This is a genomic window from Aureispira anguillae (genome assembly GCF_026000115.1).
GTDB classification, from domain to species: Bacteria; Bacteroidota; Bacteroidia; order Chitinophagales; family Saprospiraceae; genus Aureispira; species Aureispira anguillae.
In genome coordinates this window covers 795,082-817,263 of the sequence record NZ_AP026867.1, presented here as the reverse complement: position 1 = coordinate 817,263, position 22,182 = coordinate 795,082, and the positions used below count along the sequence as shown (strand labels likewise).

Sequence of the window (22,182 nt, the reverse complement as noted above, 5' to 3'; positions counted from 1 at the left end):
ATGGCACTATAATTACTCCAAACGTTTCCCTTGATTCTTGTTTTTAAACAACTTAAAGAAATCTAAATAATATAAGGCCTTAATAGAGAACTGATTATTTTGTCCCGTTTCAAACATTCTACCAAAATTACTAAAATAGCTATAATTAGGGTTTGTTCCATTATCTAAAACGGCATTTTTCCAAACGACATTGAGCTCTGAACCTGGCGCAAAACGCCAACGGAAAATTAAATCTACATTAAACGCATTATAATTCGCATCATGTTCACCTGTATATGGTGCATCCCCCATTGTTCCATTGGTCTGAAGCAAATAAAATTGATTGTAATCGACAACAGCCCAATAATGTCGTACTCGTAAAGTTAAAGAAATTTTATTGGTAAATAGGTAGTTAGCAGCAATGGAAGTTTCTAAATCTTGCCTAAAACGACTTCCAAAAATAATTTGGTCTCCTCCTGCCCCATTGTCTGTTTTGGTCACATAGCCCAAACTATTGCGTCGTACGGTAAATGTAGCACTCAATATCATATTAAAATGATCGTTAAAACGAATCAATGGTTTGAGGTTTCCTGCTATCACATCTGAGCCCGTCCAAGCTCCTGCCCCCCAAAAACGACGGTAATTTACCCAGCCATCTAGTGCAAAAGCTTTGCGGTAATCACTGGAAAACCAAAAGTTAATCCTAGTCCAAGTTGGTTTTGCCCAAACTTGTCCATCGGTTCTTGCCTCAAAATAATCATTATATCCAATTGGTTCTACCCTAAAATCAGCCCCAATGGATAAAAAATTTCGGAGCAGTCCTCCCCAATTTCCTCCAAATTGAATCCGAGTAAAAACAGCAGGATTATATAGCATTTCATAAGAAAAATCTAGCTTAGACCACATTCTTAAAAAGGCTCCAAAAGGCTTATAAATGTCATAAGAAACCCAAGCAGAACTATTAATAAAGTTGGTTCTTCCCACAAATCCCAAGTCGTTGATGTTATAATATTTACTCATCGTTTTTTGTCGAACACCAAACCTAAAGTTACCACTAAACTTCTGAAAACCAATATCGTAGCGATAGCCGCTGTCGTATCCTTTATTATGGAGCATTGTATCTAAAAAACGATGACTCATAGCAGCACTACCATCAACTCCATAAAGATTCTTTTTATCTGCAATTTTAAAAGCTGTTCCTGTCGCCAAGGCATCGGTATAACCGCCAAAACGAATGACAGAGGTATTAATTAAACTAATGTAAGAATGCTTCCAAAACTGCTGATCTACCACCACTACATTGTAATTGGTAAACGATTCCGTTTCATATTTTCGACCTGCTCCTGAGTCACGTTGAATCTGAGCAAAAGAAGGCGCTGTTAAGGCGTTGAACAGTCCCAAACCTAGTCCTTTTTTGGTTCGACCAGATACTTTTAATGCATTGATCAAATACGGCTTTTCGGGATTTCTGGTCACCCATTCGGTACTGTCTAACTGACCTTCAGCCAAGCGATACCGAGCAGGGCGACTGCCGATTCTCCTAGAGTAAAATAAATTAGCACGACCAAATAATTCTACTCCCTCTGTAAAAAAGGGACGGCGCTCAGCATAATAAATTTCAAAAGGGCTTAGGTTAAATACTAAATTATCCGATTGAACATCTCCAAAATCAGGCACTAATGCGACATCTAAGGTAAAACTTTCGTTAATCCCATATTTCATATCTGCTCCTGCCGAAAAATTAGGCGTTAATGTATGTTTCCCTGTTGTTCCATCATAAGCGTGATTCAAATATCCTGCAACATAAGGCGTAAACGAGAGCCTAACAGGTGGTTTTATTCGTTCAATCCCTTTCATCAATCCTTGCTGTTGCACTGCATTGCCCTGAGTAGGATCTATCTCGCTCCAATAAAATTCCTGCCTGCTTCTTCGAATGGTTCTACTAAAATTGATCCCCCACGTTTGTTGCACACTTTTTGGGAATCGCAATTGCGAATAAGGTATTTCAATTTCTGCAATCCACCCATCCTCAACAATACGAACAGCACTAGCCCAAACCGCATCCCAAATCGCATCGCCATCATTTTCATCAATTTGAACCCCTGCAGCAGTTACCTTAAACGTAAAATTTGCTTGTTGGGTGTACATGCCATCAATATAAATGGAAAAGTTATCTGCATTAACACTTCCACTAGCATCTCTTACACTCAGTTGTTTGAGAATACTATCTGGTGCCGTATCGTACATTTTAGCTCCCACATAAATTCCTTCTGTTGTATACAAAACCTTGACCTCTGTTTTTTGAGAAGCACTAAGCCCTGGATTGGGGGTGTTTTCTATAAAATCGGTTGCGATGGGAGCATTTTCCCAAACTGCCTCATCCAATACACCATCTATCTTGGGAGCCTTCTCCGTATAAATGGCTTGAATAATTTTTTTATTGGTAGAATCTATTTGCTGTGCCCAAGTCAGAGAGGTCATCCATCCTAGTGCAACGAATACTAATAATAATCTCATTGGTTATCTTCTTACAGGATTCATCATATATTTTTTATGCTAGTGGGAATATTCAATCATTGGCAGCACTCGTCCAAAATACTTGTATAGCAACAAGGCTTCTTAATCCTACACCATTTAATTAGGACACCAACAAATCTATAGGACAAATAGAGCGTTCTAGTAACCAACAAATCATTAGGAAAAAGACAAGCACTTTTTCTTTATTCAAAAGAGAAACAAAACTGATCGATCAATAGTTTAGTATCGTGCAATTTTGTAGCTCTATTTTATTTAAAGTAATGCTCCGTTAATTAGCTAGTGCGCTAGCGCTTATGAGCTCCCTGAGGTCGGTTCGTTACACTCGTGAGATAGTTTTTTGCTTTTTTTAGTTCGCTATGCTCATGAGAACAGTTATAACAAAGCAAAAAAAACATCTTGTATTCGGGTTTCCAACAGAGTAATGTTAAAGGGTTTTCTTATAAAAATGTTTACACAAAATTGTTTTTTGATTATCAAGTATTATAAAATCGGTAAATTTTCAAATTAACGCCAAAAGTGAATCATTAAAACACTGATTTTGAGCACTTGTATTTTTTTTATAAGAAACCCCTTATTCTATTTATGTCATGAGGCTTTTAATTCAGCCATTTGAAGATTAAGCAAGTAGCCCACCTTACACTGCTACCGCCCCTTTGATATGAGGATGAGGGTCATATCCAACCAACTCAAAATCTTCATATTTAAAATCAAAAATAGACTTAACAGCAGGATTAATTTTCATCATTGGCAAAGGCTTAGGCGCACGGCTCAACTGTAAATCAGTTTGTTCTAAATGGTTGTTATACAAATGAGCATCTCCAAACGTATGGATAAAATCTCCTAGCCCCAAATCACAAACTTGTGCAATCATCATTGTTAACAAAGCATAAGAAGCGATGTTAAAAGGAACTCCTAAGAAACAATCTGCACTGCGCTGATAAAGTTGACAAGACAGTTTGCCCTCTGCTACATAAAATTGAAACATGGTATGACAAGGAGACAAAGCCATCGCTGGCAAATCAGCAACATTCCAAGCATTAACAATAATTCGACGAGAATTAGGGTTATTTTTTAAGGTGTTTATCACTTCCTGAATTTGATCTATCGTTCCTCCATCTGATCGAGTCCAACTGCGCCATTGTTTGCCATAAACGGGTCCTAAATCTCCATTTTCATCTGCCCACTCATTCCAAATTCTCACTCCGTTTTCTTGTAGATATTTAACATTGGTATCTCCATTTAAAAACCACAACAACTCATAGATAATACTTTTTAGGTGTACCTTTTTGGTGGTAACAAGCGGAAAACCTTCTTCTAAATTAAAACGCATTTGATACCCAAAAACCGATCGAGTTCCTGTCCCTGTACGGTCTCCTTTTGCTGTTCCATTTTCTTGGATATGCTTTAACAAATCTAAATATTGCTTCATAATTTGTCCTTATTTTCAATTTTTGCGCAAAATACAAGTTTTTTTATCATTACTTATCAGATTATCTAGGTATTTTGTTATAATCACACATCTTCCTTTTTGCTATATTTTACGATGTACTCTCATGAAAAAAATACTACTTCAATTATTGATTATTGGTAGTCTACTTGTATTCTTTAATCTTTTTATTGTTCCTTACCAAAGAGATGCCCAACTTCAATTGGACAAAAAACAGCAATGGCGCATTCCTTTTGATGAACGCTCACAACTCGCTGTTTCTAACCATTCATTGGTCTATTCTTATTTAGATACAGATTTGTCTATATTTTATTTGATTCAACTGGATCCAGTTACAGGAAAAGAAACCAGACGCAAAAGACTTCCTGGCGAATTCAATGATTGGGGATCCCTTTTTTCCTTCGAAAATAGTATTTATCTAGTCTTTCCAAACCAAACATTGTACAAAATCAATATGGATAACTTAGAAACGGTATGGCAAATTGACTGGCCGCATCGAACCTTAGAATTTACGATGGACCGTCCTAGAGACCTACGCTTTCTGAGTGACCACAAAGCACTATGGCAAATTAACTGGCCGCATCGAACGCTAAAAATGACAATGGAACGCTCTAAGGATTTACTCTTTTTGGATGCTTACTACTATGATACATTTGGTGCTATTCATATACAAGTATTTATTGATGATAATACAGGGGATTTTTTTGAGATTCAAACCAAAGAAGGAGAAGCATTTAAAAAAACTTATCGTACCCTCAATGCTTGTTTTGCTTCAACCAACTGCAACTGGGATCGATATTATCATTTTAAAGCACACCATTTTATCTTTGACAGCCTAAGCAAACAACATCATTACATCATTGACGATTCACCTGTTAACATCGAGAATCCACAAGAGTTACTAAGTTTTGAGTACGGCCCTAGGAATTTCAAAAATAAGCATAGCCAATCCTCAACAGACAGCTCTTTTCAACTTCGCAGGCAAAGAATTTATCCACTAAAAGGGTTTACACCAGCTTATCAACTCCCCAAAGTTCATAATGAGGAACATCCTTATGGGGGTATAACAGCCGATGAACGCCTCAGAATTCAGAGTGGTTGGCAGCATCCTTATGGATTTATTCTTACGACGGCTCCCCCATCAGCATCAGAAAATTTTCCTAATTATACCAAACTCCAAACCTATAGCTTTATCCAAAACAATGAAACAGAGTCTCGTTTAGTCCTTCGCAACTCATTATCTCCTAATGTTTCTTGCTTTTCAAATGAATACTTTGCATCCACTAATTATAACTCATCTGCTCAGTCGACCATTCAGTTAGTTCAATTGCGCACACTTAAAACCAAGCGGATAAAACTGGCTCCAGAACAGCGATTATTTCATCTCTATTGCAACGATCACCAATTATTTGTCCAACTAAAAGAAAAAGATACCAGAAATTATCTAGTTGCTACAGCTTTTGATTTCGAATCCTAACTCTAACAACGATCTAATCCTTGCTTGCCCTCTTCTATATAGATTATCTTTTAATCCTATAAAAGCCAATACGATAGCGCTTATATAATTTATTTTATAATAAAATATAAATTAATAGATATAAATACGTACTTTAGTAAAACAGGTATTTATACGCTAGATAGATCGTATTTAATATCCCATATTTGTAGGACATCATTGGCAGCATTTCTATAAAAAATACAACATTCAGCATAAACGATTCTTCAACCATGTTTTAAGCAGCTAAGCCGCTTAAAACAACCCAGTATTTAACAAAACAGCTCCTTCCCCACAGAAAAAACAACATTATTCTACAACCAATTAAAACTATTTTATGAAGAAGTCTATTATAATTAGTGTAGTACTATTGATAGCAATTATAGCACTTGCTTACTACTTCTCTTCAAAACCAGCACCTAATCCTGTTGTTGATCCACCCAAAAGTACAGCTTGCACAGCCGATCCTGCATGGTTTGTAGGAGCAGTACCAGAACCTGATTATCAAAATTTTCCGAGTGATCCAAACAATTGTGATTTTCATCAAATCTCATGGCAATATTTCTTATGGCTGACCGAAACTGTTGATAATGGGCAACTACGTTTTGAGACCTTGTTCAATGATCAAGCCATTAATCCTAATGCAGAAAATCCTACTAGTCATACCTTAGGTGGTATTGTGCAAGCAGGAGGACCAGCAGGTATTTTAATTGATCAAAATGGTCGAGCTGTTTATACAACCATGATGATCAATGATATTTATAGAAATTTTGCCATTGATTCTAGCCTGTACACCACCAATGGATTAAAAAATATTGCTCCTAATACCAACTTTCCCAATGGTTCTTTTTCACTAAAAGCAGCCTGGAAAATTGTAGAAGAAGGAGAAGATGCAAGTGATTTTTACACCACATCAGCAGATTTATATCTACTAAAAAAAGAAGGTGAAAAAATTGCACTATCAGACGAAACAGTTAATCAAACAGTAGCGTTAGTTGGTTTTCACATTGCTGTTGTGGTTGAAAATCATCCTGAGTTTATTTGGGCTACCTTTGAGCACATCAACAATAGTCCTACCATTGACACCAATAACAACATCAATGCACCTGTTTCAGATCAAAATTACACCTTCTATAAAGCAGGGACACCCGCAGCCGATTGTAACCAATTTAACGAAGCAATTGTTCAATTGGACGAAGCCACTCAAAAACTATCTCCTGTTAGCCAAATATTCCGTCAATATAGAAATGGAGCTGGCGACAGTACCAACAATGCCAATATAGATTCTTTAAATGCAAGTGTACACCGTCAATTACCCAATGGTTCTGTTTGGAAAAACTATAGGGAGGTTGGCGCAATTTGGTTCAAAGTTAATAATGATTTAGTTCCCAATTGGACACCCAACAATGATCCTACGCCAAGAATTACAGGCTCTACTCGCCTATCCAATACGGTTATTGAATCCTTTACTCAAAATATTCGCTCTGAAAACGAATGCTTCAGTTGCCACAATAGCATGGCAGTCACCAACACCTTTAACCCATCGTTAACCGTAGCTGGTAAGAATGTACTAACGAGTCACATCATTCTACAAAATTATTTGGATTCTGTAGCCACAGACAAGCGTATTGATCGTACCAAATAAGCCCTATTAATCAACCAAATTCTTATTCCTTTTTAGAGAATAAGCAAAAAATAGAATTATGACATTAAAAACAAATTTTCGTATTCATCCAGCTATCGGTTTTGCTAGAGTTGGAAACAGTGAAGATTATTATATAGAGCCTCAAACGATGGCAGGGGAACATACCACAGGGGCACTTTCTGGGGGATTACCCATCAAAAAAGGCACAGATGCAACTCCAATTAGTAGTGATGACATCCGAGATGCGGCTGGCAAACTAAAAAAACAAGCTGCTCGTTTCAAAATTTATCAATACCAAGACCCCGATACCTTGAGCTACCCTTCTGGTGGCGGTGAGGAAGTAATCATAGGTTCTACCGTCACCATCAATGGCGTTCAAAAAAAGGTTGCAGATATTGTTTGGATGGTTCACTTGGCCAATAAAAAAGCCAATTCGTGGGTAGAACCAGAAGCAGGCATTGAGGCTTATGCCAATGGCAACACTCCTGAAATGAGAAATCCTAATTTTGCAGGAACAGCAGACCCTAGCAACAAAACTCGACTTCAAAAATTAATGACAGACGCTGGTCCTAGGGTCATTCAGGCAAGTGCTAATGAGACTGTCTTATTCAATAAAACAACCGTTCCTACCTATTGGGACCCAATAGATGGAGAAATCAAAACGATCAATAGTTATCCTGTTTCTTTTCCTGCCAGTGATGGCGATCCTAGTGCTTATAACGATAGCAGTGAATTGATTGATTACATTGGTGAATTGCAAACGGAAGTTAATGGGCACCTATTGGTGTTGGGTGGCTATGGAAAAGCCTGTGGTTTTGATATGAATGGAGACCCCGATCCCAATGCCGTGTTAGATCATGATGTTAACAATGACAATTGGCTGGATGACACGGGTGATGGTCCTGTCAATGCAGTTTTAATTTTTGACGACAATACACATCATACCATAGAAGGAAGTGCTTGGGTGGTTGCCACAGACCCCGCTTATGCCCCTCAAACCCTAAATGTTGTTTCTCTATGGGACGACGTTTATATGACTTGGCTAGAAGAATTGGGCTTAGAACCTTCGATTTATGCAAATGGGCAATACAACACTAATTATCAACCTTACTTTCACGATGATGTTTATCCTACCTTAAATGCGGCGCACTTACAGATGTGGAATACCAATCTGCCTGATAAAGCGATTAAATCCCATCAGACTTTTTCTAATTTAACAGAAAACAAGCCTCCTTTTGATGCCTTGTCTTTTATTAGAAATCCTAATATTCCTGCTCAAGCAGAAAATGGTTCTCCTCTGATGCCACTTGCACTGGGCGATTCTGAAAAAAGCTTTCTATCGGTTTCTACCAGCCAATATTTCTTTATGGAACAATGGATGAACAATAAATGCGTAGGAGCAACTAAAAAGAACTTAGGTCCTGGCGAATATCTAGACAAGGCCGTTCTAGCCAATTGTTTGGGGGGGCGTTTTAGCCCAGGAATTGACCTAACCTTTATTGTTCGAGACACTAATTTATACAATACCAATTGGACAAAACCTACTGTTGGTCCCTTTCGAGTCAATAAACAAATAATGGATTATAGCACTGCCACCACAGATAATCCGTTTCTTGGCGTTGGTTATGTTCCTCTTAGAACCGCCCCTGTAGAGCCTGGCGACTTATGCAAATTCATGTCTATTCCTTGGCATACCGATTATAATTCTTGTGCCACACATACGCCTGCTCCTAACCCAGGTGGTGACATTACCGTCAGCTATGAATTAAACCAAGCTTCTATTATTGCTTTGAACAATACTTATTTGCCCAAAACAGTAATTGCCGAGCTTGAGACCATTAGAGGGCAAGTATTTTTATATCCAACCCCCACAGGGCAAATGAGCTTTGACCAACAACTGGAAATCTTAATTCTAAAAGCAGAGCCTTCTACCAGTGAAGATTGTGTCGAACAATACATTGTTACCATCACTGAAAATGCTGTGATTAAATCCAATGTTTATGCAGGCAATGTCAATACTTCCCTATTTTGGTCTTGGCCAGCACAACGTCCTGTAGCCGTTTATACCTACGAAGATTTGGTGCGCAATAATGGTACTTTGCCTAGACAGCGTTTTTCTGTTAGAGGGGCAGGTACGAATGTAGAACAAGGCTTATTTATGGGTGCACAGTCCGTTGGGCGTTATCAAGTGCGTAGACATATCTTAACCAATTGGCACAAAATAGGAACCATTATTCAAGGAGTGGCGATAGAAGGCTATCCTCAAAATTATGATCCTTCTTACTTCTTGGAAGTAGAAAGCCAATTTAATAAAGATGAGAGCAATCAAGTACTCCCTTGGCCCAACACCGTTACCGATAAAGTCTATCCCCCTTTAGATAACCCTGATCCCATTCGTTTGTGTCCTCATTTTAGGAACAACGAAAAAGCGTAAACAATACGCTACAATTATAAAACACTAGGCTTTAAGAGTCTAGTGTTTATTTCTACAAATATCCATCAATCGTTTTGTTTGATTAATTAGACTGCATGAATTCGTATCAAATAGCCATCATAGGAGGAGGCCCTGCTGGAAGTAGTTGTGCCCTTGCCCTTGCTCGTTTAGGAATTAAGGAGGTTGTTATTATAGAAAGCGGTGCACACGACCAATTTAAAATTGGAGAAAGCATCCCCCCTGAATCCAAGACCATTCTTAGGCACTTGGGCATTTGGAATGCTTTTAAAGCTGAAAAACACGATCCTTGTTATGGAAGTTGTTCCTATTGGGGGGATAACAAGAGGGGCTACAATGACTTTTTGTTGAGTCCTTATGGGCATGGTTGGCATCTAGATCGAAGTAGGTTTGATCGTTTTTTATTTAGGGAAGCCCAAAAAGCAGGCACACATTGTCTTCTAAATACCCAGTACAAACGAGCTTCTAAATTGACGACTGGTGGTTTTGAGTTGGTCCTTCAAGATTCCAACTCCAAAGAGCAAATCATCCAAGCTCAGTTGGTGGTTGATGCCACAGGCAGTCGTTCGCTTTTTGCGTTACAACAGGGTAGCAAAAAAATCCATACAGAGCCCTTAATTTGCTTAGCGGCAAGATTTGAATTTGATCCTATCCATACCCCTATTTCCAAATTAACCCAAATAGAAGCTTCTGAATATGGCTGGTGGTATGCTGCTCGACTGCCACAACATCAGTTTTTGGTGGGGTTGTATACCGATGCCATCACCATAAAACAACGAAAATTGCAACAGGTAGAAACTTGGCAAAAACTATTGGATCAACTCCCTGTCATTAGCCAATCTACTCGTAAGATGCAATTAAAAAAAGAAACCTTCAAAGGTTTTCCCGCCCCCTCTTTCTGCTTGGACAAAATGGTGGGTAGACATTGGATTGCGATTGGTGATGCAGCCACTGCTTATGACCCAATTACCTCACAAGGGATTATGAAATCTATGTCGAACGGCATTGCAGCCGCTCAGACCTTACAACAAAAAATCACACAACCCAAAAGTAGATTTATTAATTTTCAATCCATCACCAAAGAACGTTACAAGCAATATTTAGCCATGCGCCAACACTTCTACCAATTAGAAAAGCGCTGGCCTCAGGCTCCCTTTTGGGCAAAATATCAACAAACAGTAGCATTAAACAATACCTAAACTTTGGAATTGCTGTTTTAAAATAGCCTGATCGTTAGTTTTTAACCAATCTTTTAGAATGGTAGCATAAACTCGCCTAAAATCTACGGAAAATTGCACATCTCCTCGATCCAGTCTACTTAAATCAGGTCCTTGATTATAAAATCCCTGCTTTTTGAGCTTCCCACCCATCAAATAAAGGTTGTTTCCCTTACCATGGTCTGTTCCCCTGCTGCCATTCTCGGCAACCCTGCGCCCAAATTCTGAAAAGGTCATCACTAAGGTATCTTCCCACTTATTGTTTTTCTTCAAATCCTTTACAAAAGCTGTCATCGCCTCTGAATAGCTCCCTAATAAACGCTCCTGCTGATTTACTTGATTGTTGTGCGTATCAAAACCTCCTATTGTAACATAATAAATCTGTGTATCGGATTCCGAGATGATCAATTCGGCAATTTGTTTTAACTCTTTTCCTAATTTTCCTTTGGGGTAGGTTCCTGTAGAACGGTATACCTTTGATTTTTCATAAATATAATCCGCAGAAGCAACTGTATTGGTTAATGTTTTGTATAAATAAGCAACATTCTCTTCGTGGTCGTGGTCGTGATGATGTTGAGCTACAGCTTGAACAATTTTACTATGCGTTGTATTTCTCAACTGATTGGGATTTTTCATCGCAAAACCACTCATTCCTTCCCCTTTGAGAGCCAGACTAAGGGTATCATCAATTTCAATAGCATGATGGGGATTGGAACAATCGGCACAGTTACTATCCAAGTAACGCCCTAGCCAACCTGTTGATAAAAACTCATTGGAATCACTTGCTGTATGCCAAATATCCATAGATCGAAAATGCGATCGATCAGGGTTGGGATAACCAATATTATTGATGATACAAACATCGCCACTATCATAAAGCGATTGCAACACTTTCAGTTTGGGGTTAAATCCCAATTCATCGGTTGCTTTTAATACTTTACTAGCCTTTACAGCGATGGTTGGTCTATTTTTATAGTAAATATCATTGGAATAGGGAACAATGGCATTCAAACCATCATTGCCACCCGAAAATTGAACCACGACCAATTTCTTAGGATTGTTATTGAACAAATTGGGGCGCTCAAATGCCCGTAAAAACAAAGGCAAGGTCATGGTTCCTGCTGTTGCTAAACTGGAACGTTGAATGAATTGACGACGAGATATATTTTTCATATTATTTCTTTTCAAGAGGCATTAGTAAATGTTGGTTCTCTCACAATGGAGCACAAGAAGCGTTTAACACATTTGATATTCTGGCAGACTCATAATACCCAAGATATAAGCCGTTATTTTTCCTTCATAATTGCTTTCTTTTTCTGCCAATTGTTCGATAAAAGAGCCCTGAATAGTCACCCGAGTCTGTAAAATATAATCTCCTAGAGCCTGCCCTAGATTTGTTGTTGAAGTTGCTTGAAATATATTGGCAATGGGGGCTATACTTCCAGAAATTTCGAGGTCTTTTAACCGCCCTCCTTTCCCCCTTTCGGGTTGATCTTTTAGTTCTAAATTGAGGGCTGCTTTTTGAAAAATCAACGCTGCAAAATTTATTCGTAACATCAAGGTAGAATTATCTATCCAAGTTTTTCCACCAGGCCAACCTGCCACATTAGGAGGTCTAAAAAGCACCTGCCCCAAGGCCAGTTGAGAAAAAAGCACTGATTTTTTATTGCCAAAATTAATTCCCAAAACCTTTCCCATTCCAACCAATAACTCAATAGGTGATTTGATTTTCACCCCTACATTTTGAGGTTCATAAAACCAACTGCTCTCAAACAAGGTTCGCATCATCGTTTCGATATGATAATTCGATTGGTACAAAACTGTTGCTAAAATTTCGACTCGTTGTTCATCCACTTTTTCATTCACAAAATAGCGGTAAACCTTGGTAGCTAGATAGGTTGCGGTTTCTTTGCGCTCCAAAATAATATCAATAATATCATCCCCATTCCAATCGCCTGTTCTCCCCATAAAGGTTTTTTGTCCAAAATCATGTTGACGCTCCGTGAATTTAAACTCCCCTGTAAATCGTTCAGAGAACCAGCCCGTAAAAGCACGAGCCGCTTCTTTTATATCTTGCTCGGTATAATTTCCTCTTCCAATTGTAAACAACTCCATGAGTTCACGAGCATAATTCTCATTGGGTCTGTCTTTTTTATTTTGCTGATTATTCAGGTAAATAATCATCGCAGCATCTTTAGAAATTGCCAGTACTAAATCTCTAAAATTGCCCAAAGCATACTGGCGAATGGTATTAATTTGTCGAGCAGCATGATCAAAACGCTTGGACTCACAAGCAAAATGCCCATGCCAAAATAAGGTCATTTTTTCTTGTAAACAGTTGTAATCATCAGAAACCATCTGTCTTACCCAATTCAAATTCACTTCGGTGGTTAATTGTTGCGTTTCTTTGAGTTTTTCACGGCGTTCCGTTTTGCTCATCTTTTTGAAAGACTCCTGCGAAGGCATATTATAATGCGGTATTTTTACGGGCGTAATTTTTTTTGCTCCTTTAAACAAGCTTTTAATGACTTTATCCAACGGTTGTTTTTTCTTTTTTTGGAATTCATCAGGAGACAAACCAAAACCTGCCCGCCAATATAAATGTTGTATTTTTTGTTCGTTTGTCATAGGTATTTTGATTAAATAAAAAAACCTTGTCAATAGTATTTGGTCACTTGGACACTTTTCTATTCACAAGGTTTAAAATGGTCGTTATTTTTTCAGTAAGTAGATCGACAATTTATACGTATAACACTTAAGATCCTTAAGCCATTCAATCCCAAACTACTCCAAAAGAATTTTTAATAGTTTTTCTTTTTTAGCCAAAGAAACAGGAATTTTACTTCCATCTTTCATCAATAATATAGGCGTTTTTCCCCTTGTTAATTTGGTAACATAATTGGTATTAATAATATGAGAGCGATGCACCCGAAAAAAATTCGCTTCATCCAAAATGGATTCGTATTCTCCTAAATTTTTAGACGTCCAAATTTCTTGCCCTGATGCTAATACAATAACGGTATAACTCTTATCCGATTGGCAACGAACAATATCGGTCACCTCAATAAACATTAGACCATCAATGCAAGAAAGTGCAATTTTTTGTTTGCCCTTATTGTGCAAAGAATCTTCTAAGAGTTGATGCTGTTTAGCACTATTGTCTACCTTTTTTATCTTCGTTCTAAACCGTTCCAACGTCTCCATTAACTCTTCCAGATTAATCGGTTTGACCAGATAATCTAACGCTGCTAATTTGATCGCTTTTACAGCATATTGATCGTAGGCAGTTGTAAACACAACTTCAAAGTCTATTTCTTGAAAGTACTTAAACAAACTAAAGCCGCTTTCTCTAGGCATTTCAATATCTAAAAAAACCAATCCAGGTTGGTGTTCTTTGATTACTGCGACAGCCTCCTGTATATTCTCTGCTTCAGCAACTACCTCAACCCCCTCACAGTATTTTTCTAGCAATGTCTTTAAAACATTTCTAGTTCGTTTTTCGTCTTCTACAATCACACATCGAATTATATCCATTAATGTTTGTAAATTTAGTTGTTTATTTTAACAAATTGTGTAGTAATAGGTTAACTGTTCTTTTTAGAAAAAACTTGATTGGTAAGCTTCTAAACAAGCTATCAAAGCAATATTTGCTAGAGAATTATTTGCGGAATCCACATTTCAACTAGAGTTCCTGTAGCTTTTCCATCAGTTGTTTCTAGATCACTTATTTTTAATACTTTTTTAGTTTTATCAACACCAAATAAATCATTTAAAATTTGTAAGCGTTCTGTTGTTATATCTAGACTAGATACTTTCTTTTTAAAGTGCTTTCTCCAAGAAGCATATTCGCCCGCTTTCTTTCGTCCAACACCATCATCTTCAATCGCACAATAAATATAACTAGCCTCTTTTTTTAGTTGAATTAGAATTTTTCCCTTTCCCTCTTTATGGAGCAAACCATGCTTAAAACAATTTTCTAATTGCGGCTGAATTAACAAAGGAGTTAAATAAATTTCTTGGTTTAACAAGGTTTCCTCTACATCAAAAATTACCTCAACTTGCCCTTCAAATCGAATTTGCTCTAAGCTAACATAGATTTTTAAAAATTCTAATTCTTCTTCTATATGAATGCCTAATTCTTTAGAATAGGCAAAGATCAAACGCATTAATTTAGCAAATTTAGCTTGATACATCAAAGCGATTTTAGGTTCTTGCTGTATCCAATAATCTTGAATGGCACTCATTGCATTAAAAACAAAATGAGGGTTCATTTGTGACTGCAACGCTTGCATTCTCATTCGGCTCATGGACGCTTCTAAATCTCGTTCCCTTTTGTACACTCGATATCTAAATGTTGCAATCCCTCCTACAAATAAAACGATCCCAGTGTACATTAAAAATAAAAACCAATAGGTTTGCCAATAGGGTGGCTGAATAGAAAAAGCATAACGAGCAGGTTTTTCGCTAACAAATCCATCCTCATTAACCGCCCTCACCTCAAATATAAAATCGCCAGGTATTAACCCCTGAAAATAAGTAAAATCAGTGCTTCGTGGCAATTGAATCCAAGCACTATCCAAGCCCAACAAGCGATATTCGTAATGAATGCGGTCTAAGCCCTTAAAAGCCGTTGCTTGAAACTTAAATTTCAAATTATTCTCATTATATAAAAGATTGGCCGCTGTTCCCAAACTATGTGCCTTTTTGTTAATTTCCAAAGCAATTAATTCAATAAAAGGTTTTTGGGGATTTATAGATTTGATATTGACATCAAAACTAATTAATCCTTTAATAGTGGTCGCCCAAACCTTCCCATCTACAACTTCTATATCTCGAATCTCGTTGGACACACAACCGTCCAGATCATTATAAACGTCAATTTTATTGTCCGTTGTGTTTAATTTAACAATACCTAGTTCGGTTCCTACCCAAACCGTCATGCTATCTGTCGTTAAGGACAAACAATTATTGGTTGGCAATCCATCTGCTTCTGTATATACTTTTGTTACTTTATGATCAACAATTTTATACAATCCTTTATTCATCGTAGTACACCAAATAGCTCCATCTACCGTTTGGTTGATGTCCGTTACGACAATACTATTGCCCGCTTCATCTAAGATTATTTTTCGATCTCTTCCTCCATACATATAAAGACTATCATTGGCTGCCAGCCAAAAATAATCGGGGTCTTTTTGGTCTACCCAAATAGCCTTTATCTTAGCCAGATTTTGTAAAACATGAATATAAGCTGGATAAGGAATTTCATCAGAAGACCACAACCAAGCTTTCTTATATCTAAAATTGAATGAATTGGGGGGTATAGAATCGACTCCTAGCCCTCCTCTTAAATTCATAAGTCCTACAAAACCATTCTTCCCTGAGAGTAAAAAATCCTCTTTGTATATCGCAGAGTTGTGTCCCCCTCCCAAGGTAGCCCCTAAATAGACAATAGATTTAGAATTTTTCCATTCTGCAACCTGTAGTCCATAAGAAGTAAAGTATATTTTCTCTCTTTTTTTATCAAAAACAATAGAAAGGATATTGCCCTCCACCCCAGCATAATGATCACTCAATTGCTCTCTGGTCGGATCAAACCTCATTACAGCCCCATCACTTCCACCAATTAAAAGTTGCCCTTCAGCATCTTTTTCCACGCAGAGCAGGTGTCCATTCGTCAAAGAAGAATTTTGGGCATTATAAAATTTAATATCTAAAGAAGGAAATATAAAGATTCCATTTTGCAACGTAGCGAACCAATAATTGCCCTCTTTATCTTTTCTACAAACGGAAACTTGTTCATCTGGAAGGATATGGTATTTTTGTTGCCAACCTCCCGTACTTTTACGTTCATAACCAAATGCCCCTTTCATTGTTGCCACCCAAATTAAATCCTTATCCTTATATACCGCTAAAACTCTTTGGTTGACCGAAAAGTGATCGATAGTGCTCGTATCAGTTCTAAAACGATCAATAACATCAATATAAATCAATGAATTGGTATTGGGCTGAAAAAGAATAACAGAATCTTTAGCAAAAGGGATACAAGAAGACCAATCTTTTAACACTGTAATTTTTTCGTTAATCGTATCGCTCTGTAGCCAAAATTCTTGTTTGTAGGTCACAAACAAAAGATTGCCCTCTGCATCCGCTTCCAAATTGGAAATAGCTTGACTCGATGTAGATGGACCAATATTAGGAAAACTGTCTACTCTCCATTCTTGTGTTTCAAAATTATAAATGCAAAGCCTATCTGTCCCCAAACAAAGTTCTTTTTCTCTAAGCGTATAAGCGTAATAAGTTCCTGCATGGTATTCTTTTGGAATTGGAAATAATTGGCAATCTCCTTGCTGGTCAATATAAAACAATTGCCCACTAAATGCTTTGAACCAAATTCGCCCTTCCTCATCTTCTTTAATATTAGCAACAGCATTTCCCTTTTGATCTGGATGTTGATAGCGCTTTATTGACAAGCCATCATATCGGCAAAGACCTCTATCGGTAGCAATCCACATATAACCTTTTGTATCTTGATAAAGGTGATAAATCTCCATACTTGGCAAGCCCTCTTTATCGGTCAATCGCCAAGAATAGGAATCTTGCGCTACTCCTATAGGAGTAAACAAGAAAAGGAAGCATATAATTTTTAGTGCATTTATTGCCATTAATGCAAGAAAGGGTTTTGTAGTTTTATAATGAATACTTTTTTGCCTTTTCAAAAAAAGCAATCAACCGTCAACGATTAATTATATAATACAAAAAATTAAGTCTCTAAATAACTTTTAAGCCATTTATTTAGCTGTAAAATGCCACAGTAACAAATTACTCACTTCCATGGAACGTTCGTACATCACCCAATGATTCGTCTCCTCAAAAACAGTTAATTTACCTGTTGTACATTGATCCAAACTCAATTGAGCCAAACCAGCCTCTAAATAGCTATCCTCTTTTCCCCAAATAATATGCGTAGGAGTCGTTACGATTCCATAATTGATTTCCTTGAGTTTCATTTCTCTTATCAAAGCCTTGTACCAATTAAGCATAGCCCTCAAACATTGAGGTTGCCCCCAAGCTTTTTTGTAACGCATTAATAATTCAGGGGCTAAAAAACTGGGCATATTTCGAACCAACATGGCATAATCAAACGCCTTGAGCATTCGTTCAGGAAGATAAGGAATTTGAAAAAAAACAATGTACCAACTTTTTAGTTTTTGGCGAATAGACCTGTATTTTAGGCTCGCAATCAGATGAGGTGCACTGATGACCACCAACTTTTTAATGCGTTCTGGGTATAAAGTTACAATACTCCAAGCAACCAAACCTCCAAAATCATGCCCTGCCAAATTAAATTGTTCATAGCCCAATACATCAGCGATCCCTATAATATCCTTAGCCAATTCAAGCTGTCGATAAGCCGCTATATCAGTAGGTTTATCACTTTCTCCAAAACCTCTTTGATTCGGAACAATTACTCGGAATCCATTGGTCACTAAAACATCAATTTGAGCATCCCATGTAAACCAAAAATCGGGGAATCCATGCAATAAAAAAACAGGTTCGCCATCCTTTGGACCAGCTATTATTACTTGCAAACTAATCCCATTGGTAGTTATAAATTGTGTTTTCATCCCTTTATTTTTCAGTCTATATTTTTGCCCTGTCATAAAATTTGGGCGTATCCACGATCTTCTTTATTTTGCCTTCCCCTATCATCAATATTAATGTTTTTTAGATTAGAATTTACGTTTTTTCTAAGATTGTTTAAAGATTTTATCCAATGCTAAAAAAATTTGATCCCAATAGCTATGCTGTTAAAAATGGCAATTTTATAGGATTACCCTATACGCAAAAAGTCGCTAAAGTTGTTTTATTGCCCGTTCCTTGGGAAGCAACGGTTTCTTATGCTGCTGGCACGGCTTTGGGGCCTTCCAATATATTAGAAGCCTCTTACCAGTTAGATTTAGTGGATTGGGATTTTCCTAATGCTTGGGAAACACCAATTTTCATGGCTCCTGTAGACCCTGACATACTAGCCCTAAGTAATAAAACTCGTGCATTAGCCATACAGCACATTGATAATTTAGAACAACAAAAAAGCATTGATACCCAACTAATTGATACTGTCAATTTCAATTCAACGATCTTAAACAATTGGGTATATCAACAAAGTAAAACACTTTTAGAAGCAGGCAAACGAGTTGGGCTAGTTGGTGGAGAACACAGCGTTCCTTTGGGCTATCTAAAAGCACTATCCGAGCAATACGATTCATTTGGTATACTGCAAATTGATGCTCACTGCGACCTAAGAAAAGCCTATGAGGATTTTACCTATTCGCACGCTTCTATTTTCTACAATGCCCTAGAATCAATTCCACAAATTCAACAACTCACCCAAGTAGCCATTCGAGATGCCTGCCAAGAAGAATTAGAGTACGCAAAAAAACATCCAGAACGAATTTGTATTTATACCATGCCTCAAATTAGAGCCTGTCAATACAACCAGAATAAAACCTATCAGCAACTTTGTCAAGAAATTATTGCCACCCTGCCCCAAAAGGTTTATATTAGTTTTGATATAGATGGGCTAGATCCAAAACTCTGTCCCAATACAGGTACCCCTGTTCCAGGAGGTTTAGAATTTTTTGAAGCATACTATTTGCTACAACAAATTGCCAAAAGTGGTCGTACCATTATTGGCTTTGATCTTTGTGAAGTCGGTAGTGCAGCAGAATGGGATGGAAACGTAGGAGCAAGAATCTTGTATAAATTAGCTGTTCTTTTAGGTCACTTTATTAATGATTAGAATCTGTTATGTTTACAATACATGGTCATAGGGGATGCCGTGGTTATCTCCCAGAAAACACGATTCCTGCTTTTTACAAAGCAATAGACATGGGCTGTCACTACTTAGAAATGGATGTTGTTGTCACCCAAGACAAAGAAATATTAGTCTCCCACGAACCTTGGTTGAATCATGAGATCTGCCAAAGCCCAGATGGCAAACCGCTTTCTCCCGAAACAGAAAAGCATTATAATTTATACCAAATGACCTATGAGCAAATCAAAAAAATTGATTGTGGTAGTCTAGGGCATCCACGGTTTCCACAGCAACGCCCAATGCGTACTTACAAACCCTCGCTAAGAGATACCATAGATGCCATGGAGACTTATACCCAACAGAATGGGCTGCTTCCTATTGCTTATAATATAGAAGTAAAACGCCTACCTGAAGATGATGGTATTTTTCATCCTAATGCAGAAGAATTTTCGACCCTTATCATCGATATTTTAAGAGAGAAGAAGGTGCTAAATCGAGCTATTTTTCAGTCATTTGACATAGAGTGCATGCAAGTTGCCCACCAACTAGCTCCAGAATTAACCCTCTCCTTTTTAGTAGACAATGCCAAAAGTGCCGCCGAAAACATTCAAGAATTAGGTTTTATGCCCCCTATCTATGGTCCTTATTTTCAGCAAATAGATGCTGCCATGATGCAATATGCCAATGCCAATAACCTAAAAGTTATCCCTTGGACTGTCAACCAAAAAGCAGATATACATCGCCTAATAGAAATGGGCGTTGCTGGCTTGATCTCTGACTATCCAGACCGTGTTGTTCAAGCTCTACAGGCACTCAGAAAAAAATAAATCTAAGCGTTTTCCTCTGGTGTATAATTATCCCGAATATGAGCAATTAAATCCTCTAGTTGCCAAGCATCTTTGAGGTGATATTCGCCAATTTGCGTTCGTCTTAACTTAGTCAAATAAGCTCCATTGTTCATTTTTTGACCAAATTCGTGTGCTAAAGAGCGAATATAAGTGCCTTTGGTGCATTTTACTTCAAAATCTAAATCGGGAAAACGAATTTCAGGTATTTTAAAATCATGTATGGTTACCTTTCTAGATTTTATTTTTACTTCCTGTCCCTTTCTCGCTTTTTTATAAAGCGGTTGACCATCCACCTTTATTGCTGAAAACATAGGAGGCACTTGGTTGATTTCTCCCACAAAGTGTTGAATATTATCTTGGATAAGTTTGGGGCTGATATTTTCTAAAGGAAAGATTTCATTTATTTCTGTTTCGGCATCAAAAGAAGGCGTTGTCGCTCCTAGACGCATGGTGCCATCGTAAACTTTATATAAACTCTGGTAAGTATCAATTTTTTTGGTAAATTTTCCTGTGCAAAGAATTAATAAGCCCGTTGCCAAAGGATCTAGTGTCCCAGCATGACCCACTTTTATTTTACGAACATTCAAAGCCCTCTTTAAGGCATAACGAACTTTGTTCACAACATCAAAAGAAGTCCATTCCAATGGTTTGTCAATTAATAATGTTGCTCCTTCTTTAAAATTGTATTTCTGCTCAGGTTCCATAATATGCTACCAATTATTCTATTAAAACGTGTTAAACAAGATTTTTGTTAAGAAATGATTGCAAATTACGCTAATTATAGCTAATCTAGTAGGTATTTTGTTGTTTAGTTGTGAAATCCTTTGGTTAGAATTAATGCATTGTTGGATTTATTGCAGCTTTTTTTGAAAATTCTGCTCTTTAGCATAGATAATACTCCGTTAATTTTTTTTCAGATTGATGAGATTTATCTAATACAAATTAGGATGTATCCCCGCCAGTTTAAAAAGTTGATCGGGATTGTTGCCCCCTAAAAACTTTTTGTCTTTATCATAATATCTCGATCCAAATAGAATTCTATCCATTTCAACATTAGAATAATTGATAACATACTTTATCTTTTTATGTTTTTCCAACTCTTTTGCTTTCATAATAGATTGACCATTATATTTTATAATAGTTTGGCGTTCATAATACTTTACTGACCCTCCATTATACAATTTTAAGCCCTTCCACTCTATCTTTTCTAAAGAAGCCTTAAAGGCAGCTGTTTTTTGTGTAACATCTAGCTTAAAACCTTCTGGCACTTCATAAGAAACAGCTTTAATAGTATCTCTATTTACTGCTTCCAGTTTAGAAAACGTTTGATAAACAGGATTATCAGGTAAACTGGTTAGGTATTGGCAATTATAAATCCAATAACCGATTTTGTGAGGATCTCCCACAGGAACCTGATAAATCATCATGCTGTCCTCTCCATCCTTAGTATGCCAAGTTTCATATTTTATTACACCTTCTTCATTTTTAGTCAATATTTGATGCACAAATTTTCCACACATCATGGCTCTTAAGCGAGGTACAGCTCCTTTTATATTTCTATATTGTTCCTCTCTTAACTCTGCTGCCTCATAAACAAAAATTCCCTTAGGTTTTTGATGTTTTGTTTGTTGTTTTTTTGTAACCGTACAGGAATAAAAGATTAAAAAACTGAGTATAAAAATTGGGGCTTTTAATACATGTTTTTTTAATCGCATTGCAATAAGTTTTTATTATAATCTAATC

15 protein-coding genes are annotated in these 22,182 nt (G+C 37.2%); 6 read left to right on the top strand and 9 right to left on the bottom strand.

From position 1 onward, the window contains the following. Positions 1-12: 12 nt before the first annotated feature. Positions 13-2,496 carry a carbohydrate binding family 9 domain-containing protein gene (locus tag AsAng_RS02950; RefSeq protein WP_264791289.1) on the bottom strand — a complete coding sequence of 828 codons (2,484 nt, stop codon included), beginning with the start codon at positions 2,494-2,496 and terminating at the stop codon, positions 13-15. A gap of 655 nt (positions 2,497-3,151) precedes the next feature. Further along, positions 3,152-3,946 (bottom strand): thymidylate synthase, encoded by a 795-nt coding sequence (locus AsAng_RS02945; RefSeq protein ID WP_264791288.1) that lies wholly within the window; start codon positions 3,944-3,946, stop codon positions 3,152-3,154. Between the two features lie 124 nt (positions 3,947-4,070). Here AsAng_RS02945 and AsAng_RS02940 point away from each other — a divergent pair, with 124 nt between their 5' ends. The 4 genes from AsAng_RS02940 (at position 4,071) to AsAng_RS02925 (ending at position 10,755) form a co-directional block, all read left to right on the top strand. Then, positions 4,071-5,441, top strand: a complete 1,371-nt coding sequence (locus AsAng_RS02940; protein ID WP_264791287.1) for a PQQ-like beta-propeller repeat protein — start codon at positions 4,071-4,073, stop codon at positions 5,439-5,441. A gap of 355 nt (positions 5,442-5,796) precedes the next feature. Beyond that, positions 5,797-7,104 (top strand): hypothetical protein, encoded by a 1,308-nt coding sequence (locus AsAng_RS02935; RefSeq protein ID WP_264791286.1) that lies wholly within the window; start codon positions 5,797-5,799, stop codon positions 7,102-7,104. A gap of 58 nt (positions 7,105-7,162) precedes the next feature. Beyond that, positions 7,163-9,538: a LodA/GoxA family CTQ-dependent oxidase gene (locus AsAng_RS02930; RefSeq protein ID WP_264791285.1), complete on the top strand. Its 2,376-nt coding sequence runs from the start codon at positions 7,163-7,165 to the stop codon at positions 9,536-9,538. Between the two features lie 95 nt (positions 9,539-9,633). Beyond that, complete coding sequence (locus AsAng_RS02925; RefSeq protein WP_264791284.1) at positions 9,634-10,755, top strand: NAD(P)/FAD-dependent oxidoreductase; 1,122 nt, start codon at positions 9,634-9,636, stop codon at positions 10,753-10,755. Here the strand turns inward: AsAng_RS02925 and AsAng_RS02920 are convergent. From AsAng_RS02920 to AsAng_RS02900, 5 genes are all read right to left on the bottom strand, one after another. After that, on the bottom strand, positions 10,741-11,946 hold the full coding sequence (locus tag AsAng_RS02920; RefSeq protein ID WP_264791283.1) for a DUF1501 domain-containing protein: 1,206 nt from the start codon (positions 11,944-11,946) through the stop codon (positions 10,741-10,743). The genes AsAng_RS02925 and AsAng_RS02920 overlap by 15 nt on opposite strands. Before the next feature lie 63 nt (positions 11,947-12,009). Beyond that, on the bottom strand, positions 12,010-13,401 hold the full coding sequence (locus AsAng_RS02915; RefSeq protein WP_264791282.1) for a DUF1800 domain-containing protein: 1,392 nt from the start codon (positions 13,399-13,401) through the stop codon (positions 12,010-12,012). A gap of 156 nt (positions 13,402-13,557) precedes the next feature. Next, positions 13,558-14,307, bottom strand: a complete 750-nt coding sequence (locus AsAng_RS02910) for a LytR/AlgR family response regulator transcription factor (RefSeq protein ID WP_264791281.1) — start codon at positions 14,305-14,307, stop codon at positions 13,558-13,560. 116 nt (positions 14,308-14,423) lie between these two features. Next, positions 14,424-17,438: a sensor histidine kinase gene (locus tag AsAng_RS02905; RefSeq protein ID WP_264791280.1), complete on the bottom strand. Its 3,015-nt coding sequence runs from the start codon at positions 17,436-17,438 to the stop codon at positions 14,424-14,426. Between the two features lie 126 nt (positions 17,439-17,564). Continuing rightward, positions 17,565-18,401: an alpha/beta fold hydrolase gene (locus AsAng_RS02900; protein WP_264791279.1), complete on the bottom strand. Its 837-nt coding sequence runs from the start codon at positions 18,399-18,401 to the stop codon at positions 17,565-17,567. Positions 18,402-18,550: 149 nt separating this feature from the next. Between AsAng_RS02900 and AsAng_RS02895 the strand changes: the two genes are divergently transcribed. Then, a complete protein-coding gene (locus AsAng_RS02895; RefSeq protein WP_264791278.1) occupies positions 18,551-19,576 on the top strand; it encodes an agmatinase family protein in 1,026 nt (341 codons plus the stop codon). Positions 19,577-19,584: 8 nt separating this feature from the next. After that, positions 19,585-20,418 (top strand): glycerophosphodiester phosphodiesterase family protein, encoded by an 834-nt coding sequence (locus AsAng_RS02890; RefSeq protein WP_264791277.1) that lies wholly within the window; start codon positions 19,585-19,587, stop codon positions 20,416-20,418. Positions 20,419-20,420: 2 nt separating this feature from the next. Here the strand turns inward: AsAng_RS02890 and truB are convergent, their stop codons facing one another. Beyond that, positions 20,421-21,143: a tRNA pseudouridine(55) synthase TruB gene (gene truB, locus AsAng_RS02885; RefSeq protein ID WP_264791276.1), complete on the bottom strand. Its 723-nt coding sequence runs from the start codon at positions 21,141-21,143 to the stop codon at positions 20,421-20,423. A gap of 228 nt (positions 21,144-21,371) precedes the next feature. Beyond that, on the bottom strand, positions 21,372-22,154 hold the full coding sequence (locus AsAng_RS02880; RefSeq protein ID WP_264791275.1) for a hypothetical protein: 783 nt from the start codon (positions 22,152-22,154) through the stop codon (positions 21,372-21,374). Positions 22,155-22,182: the final 28 nt, after the last annotated feature.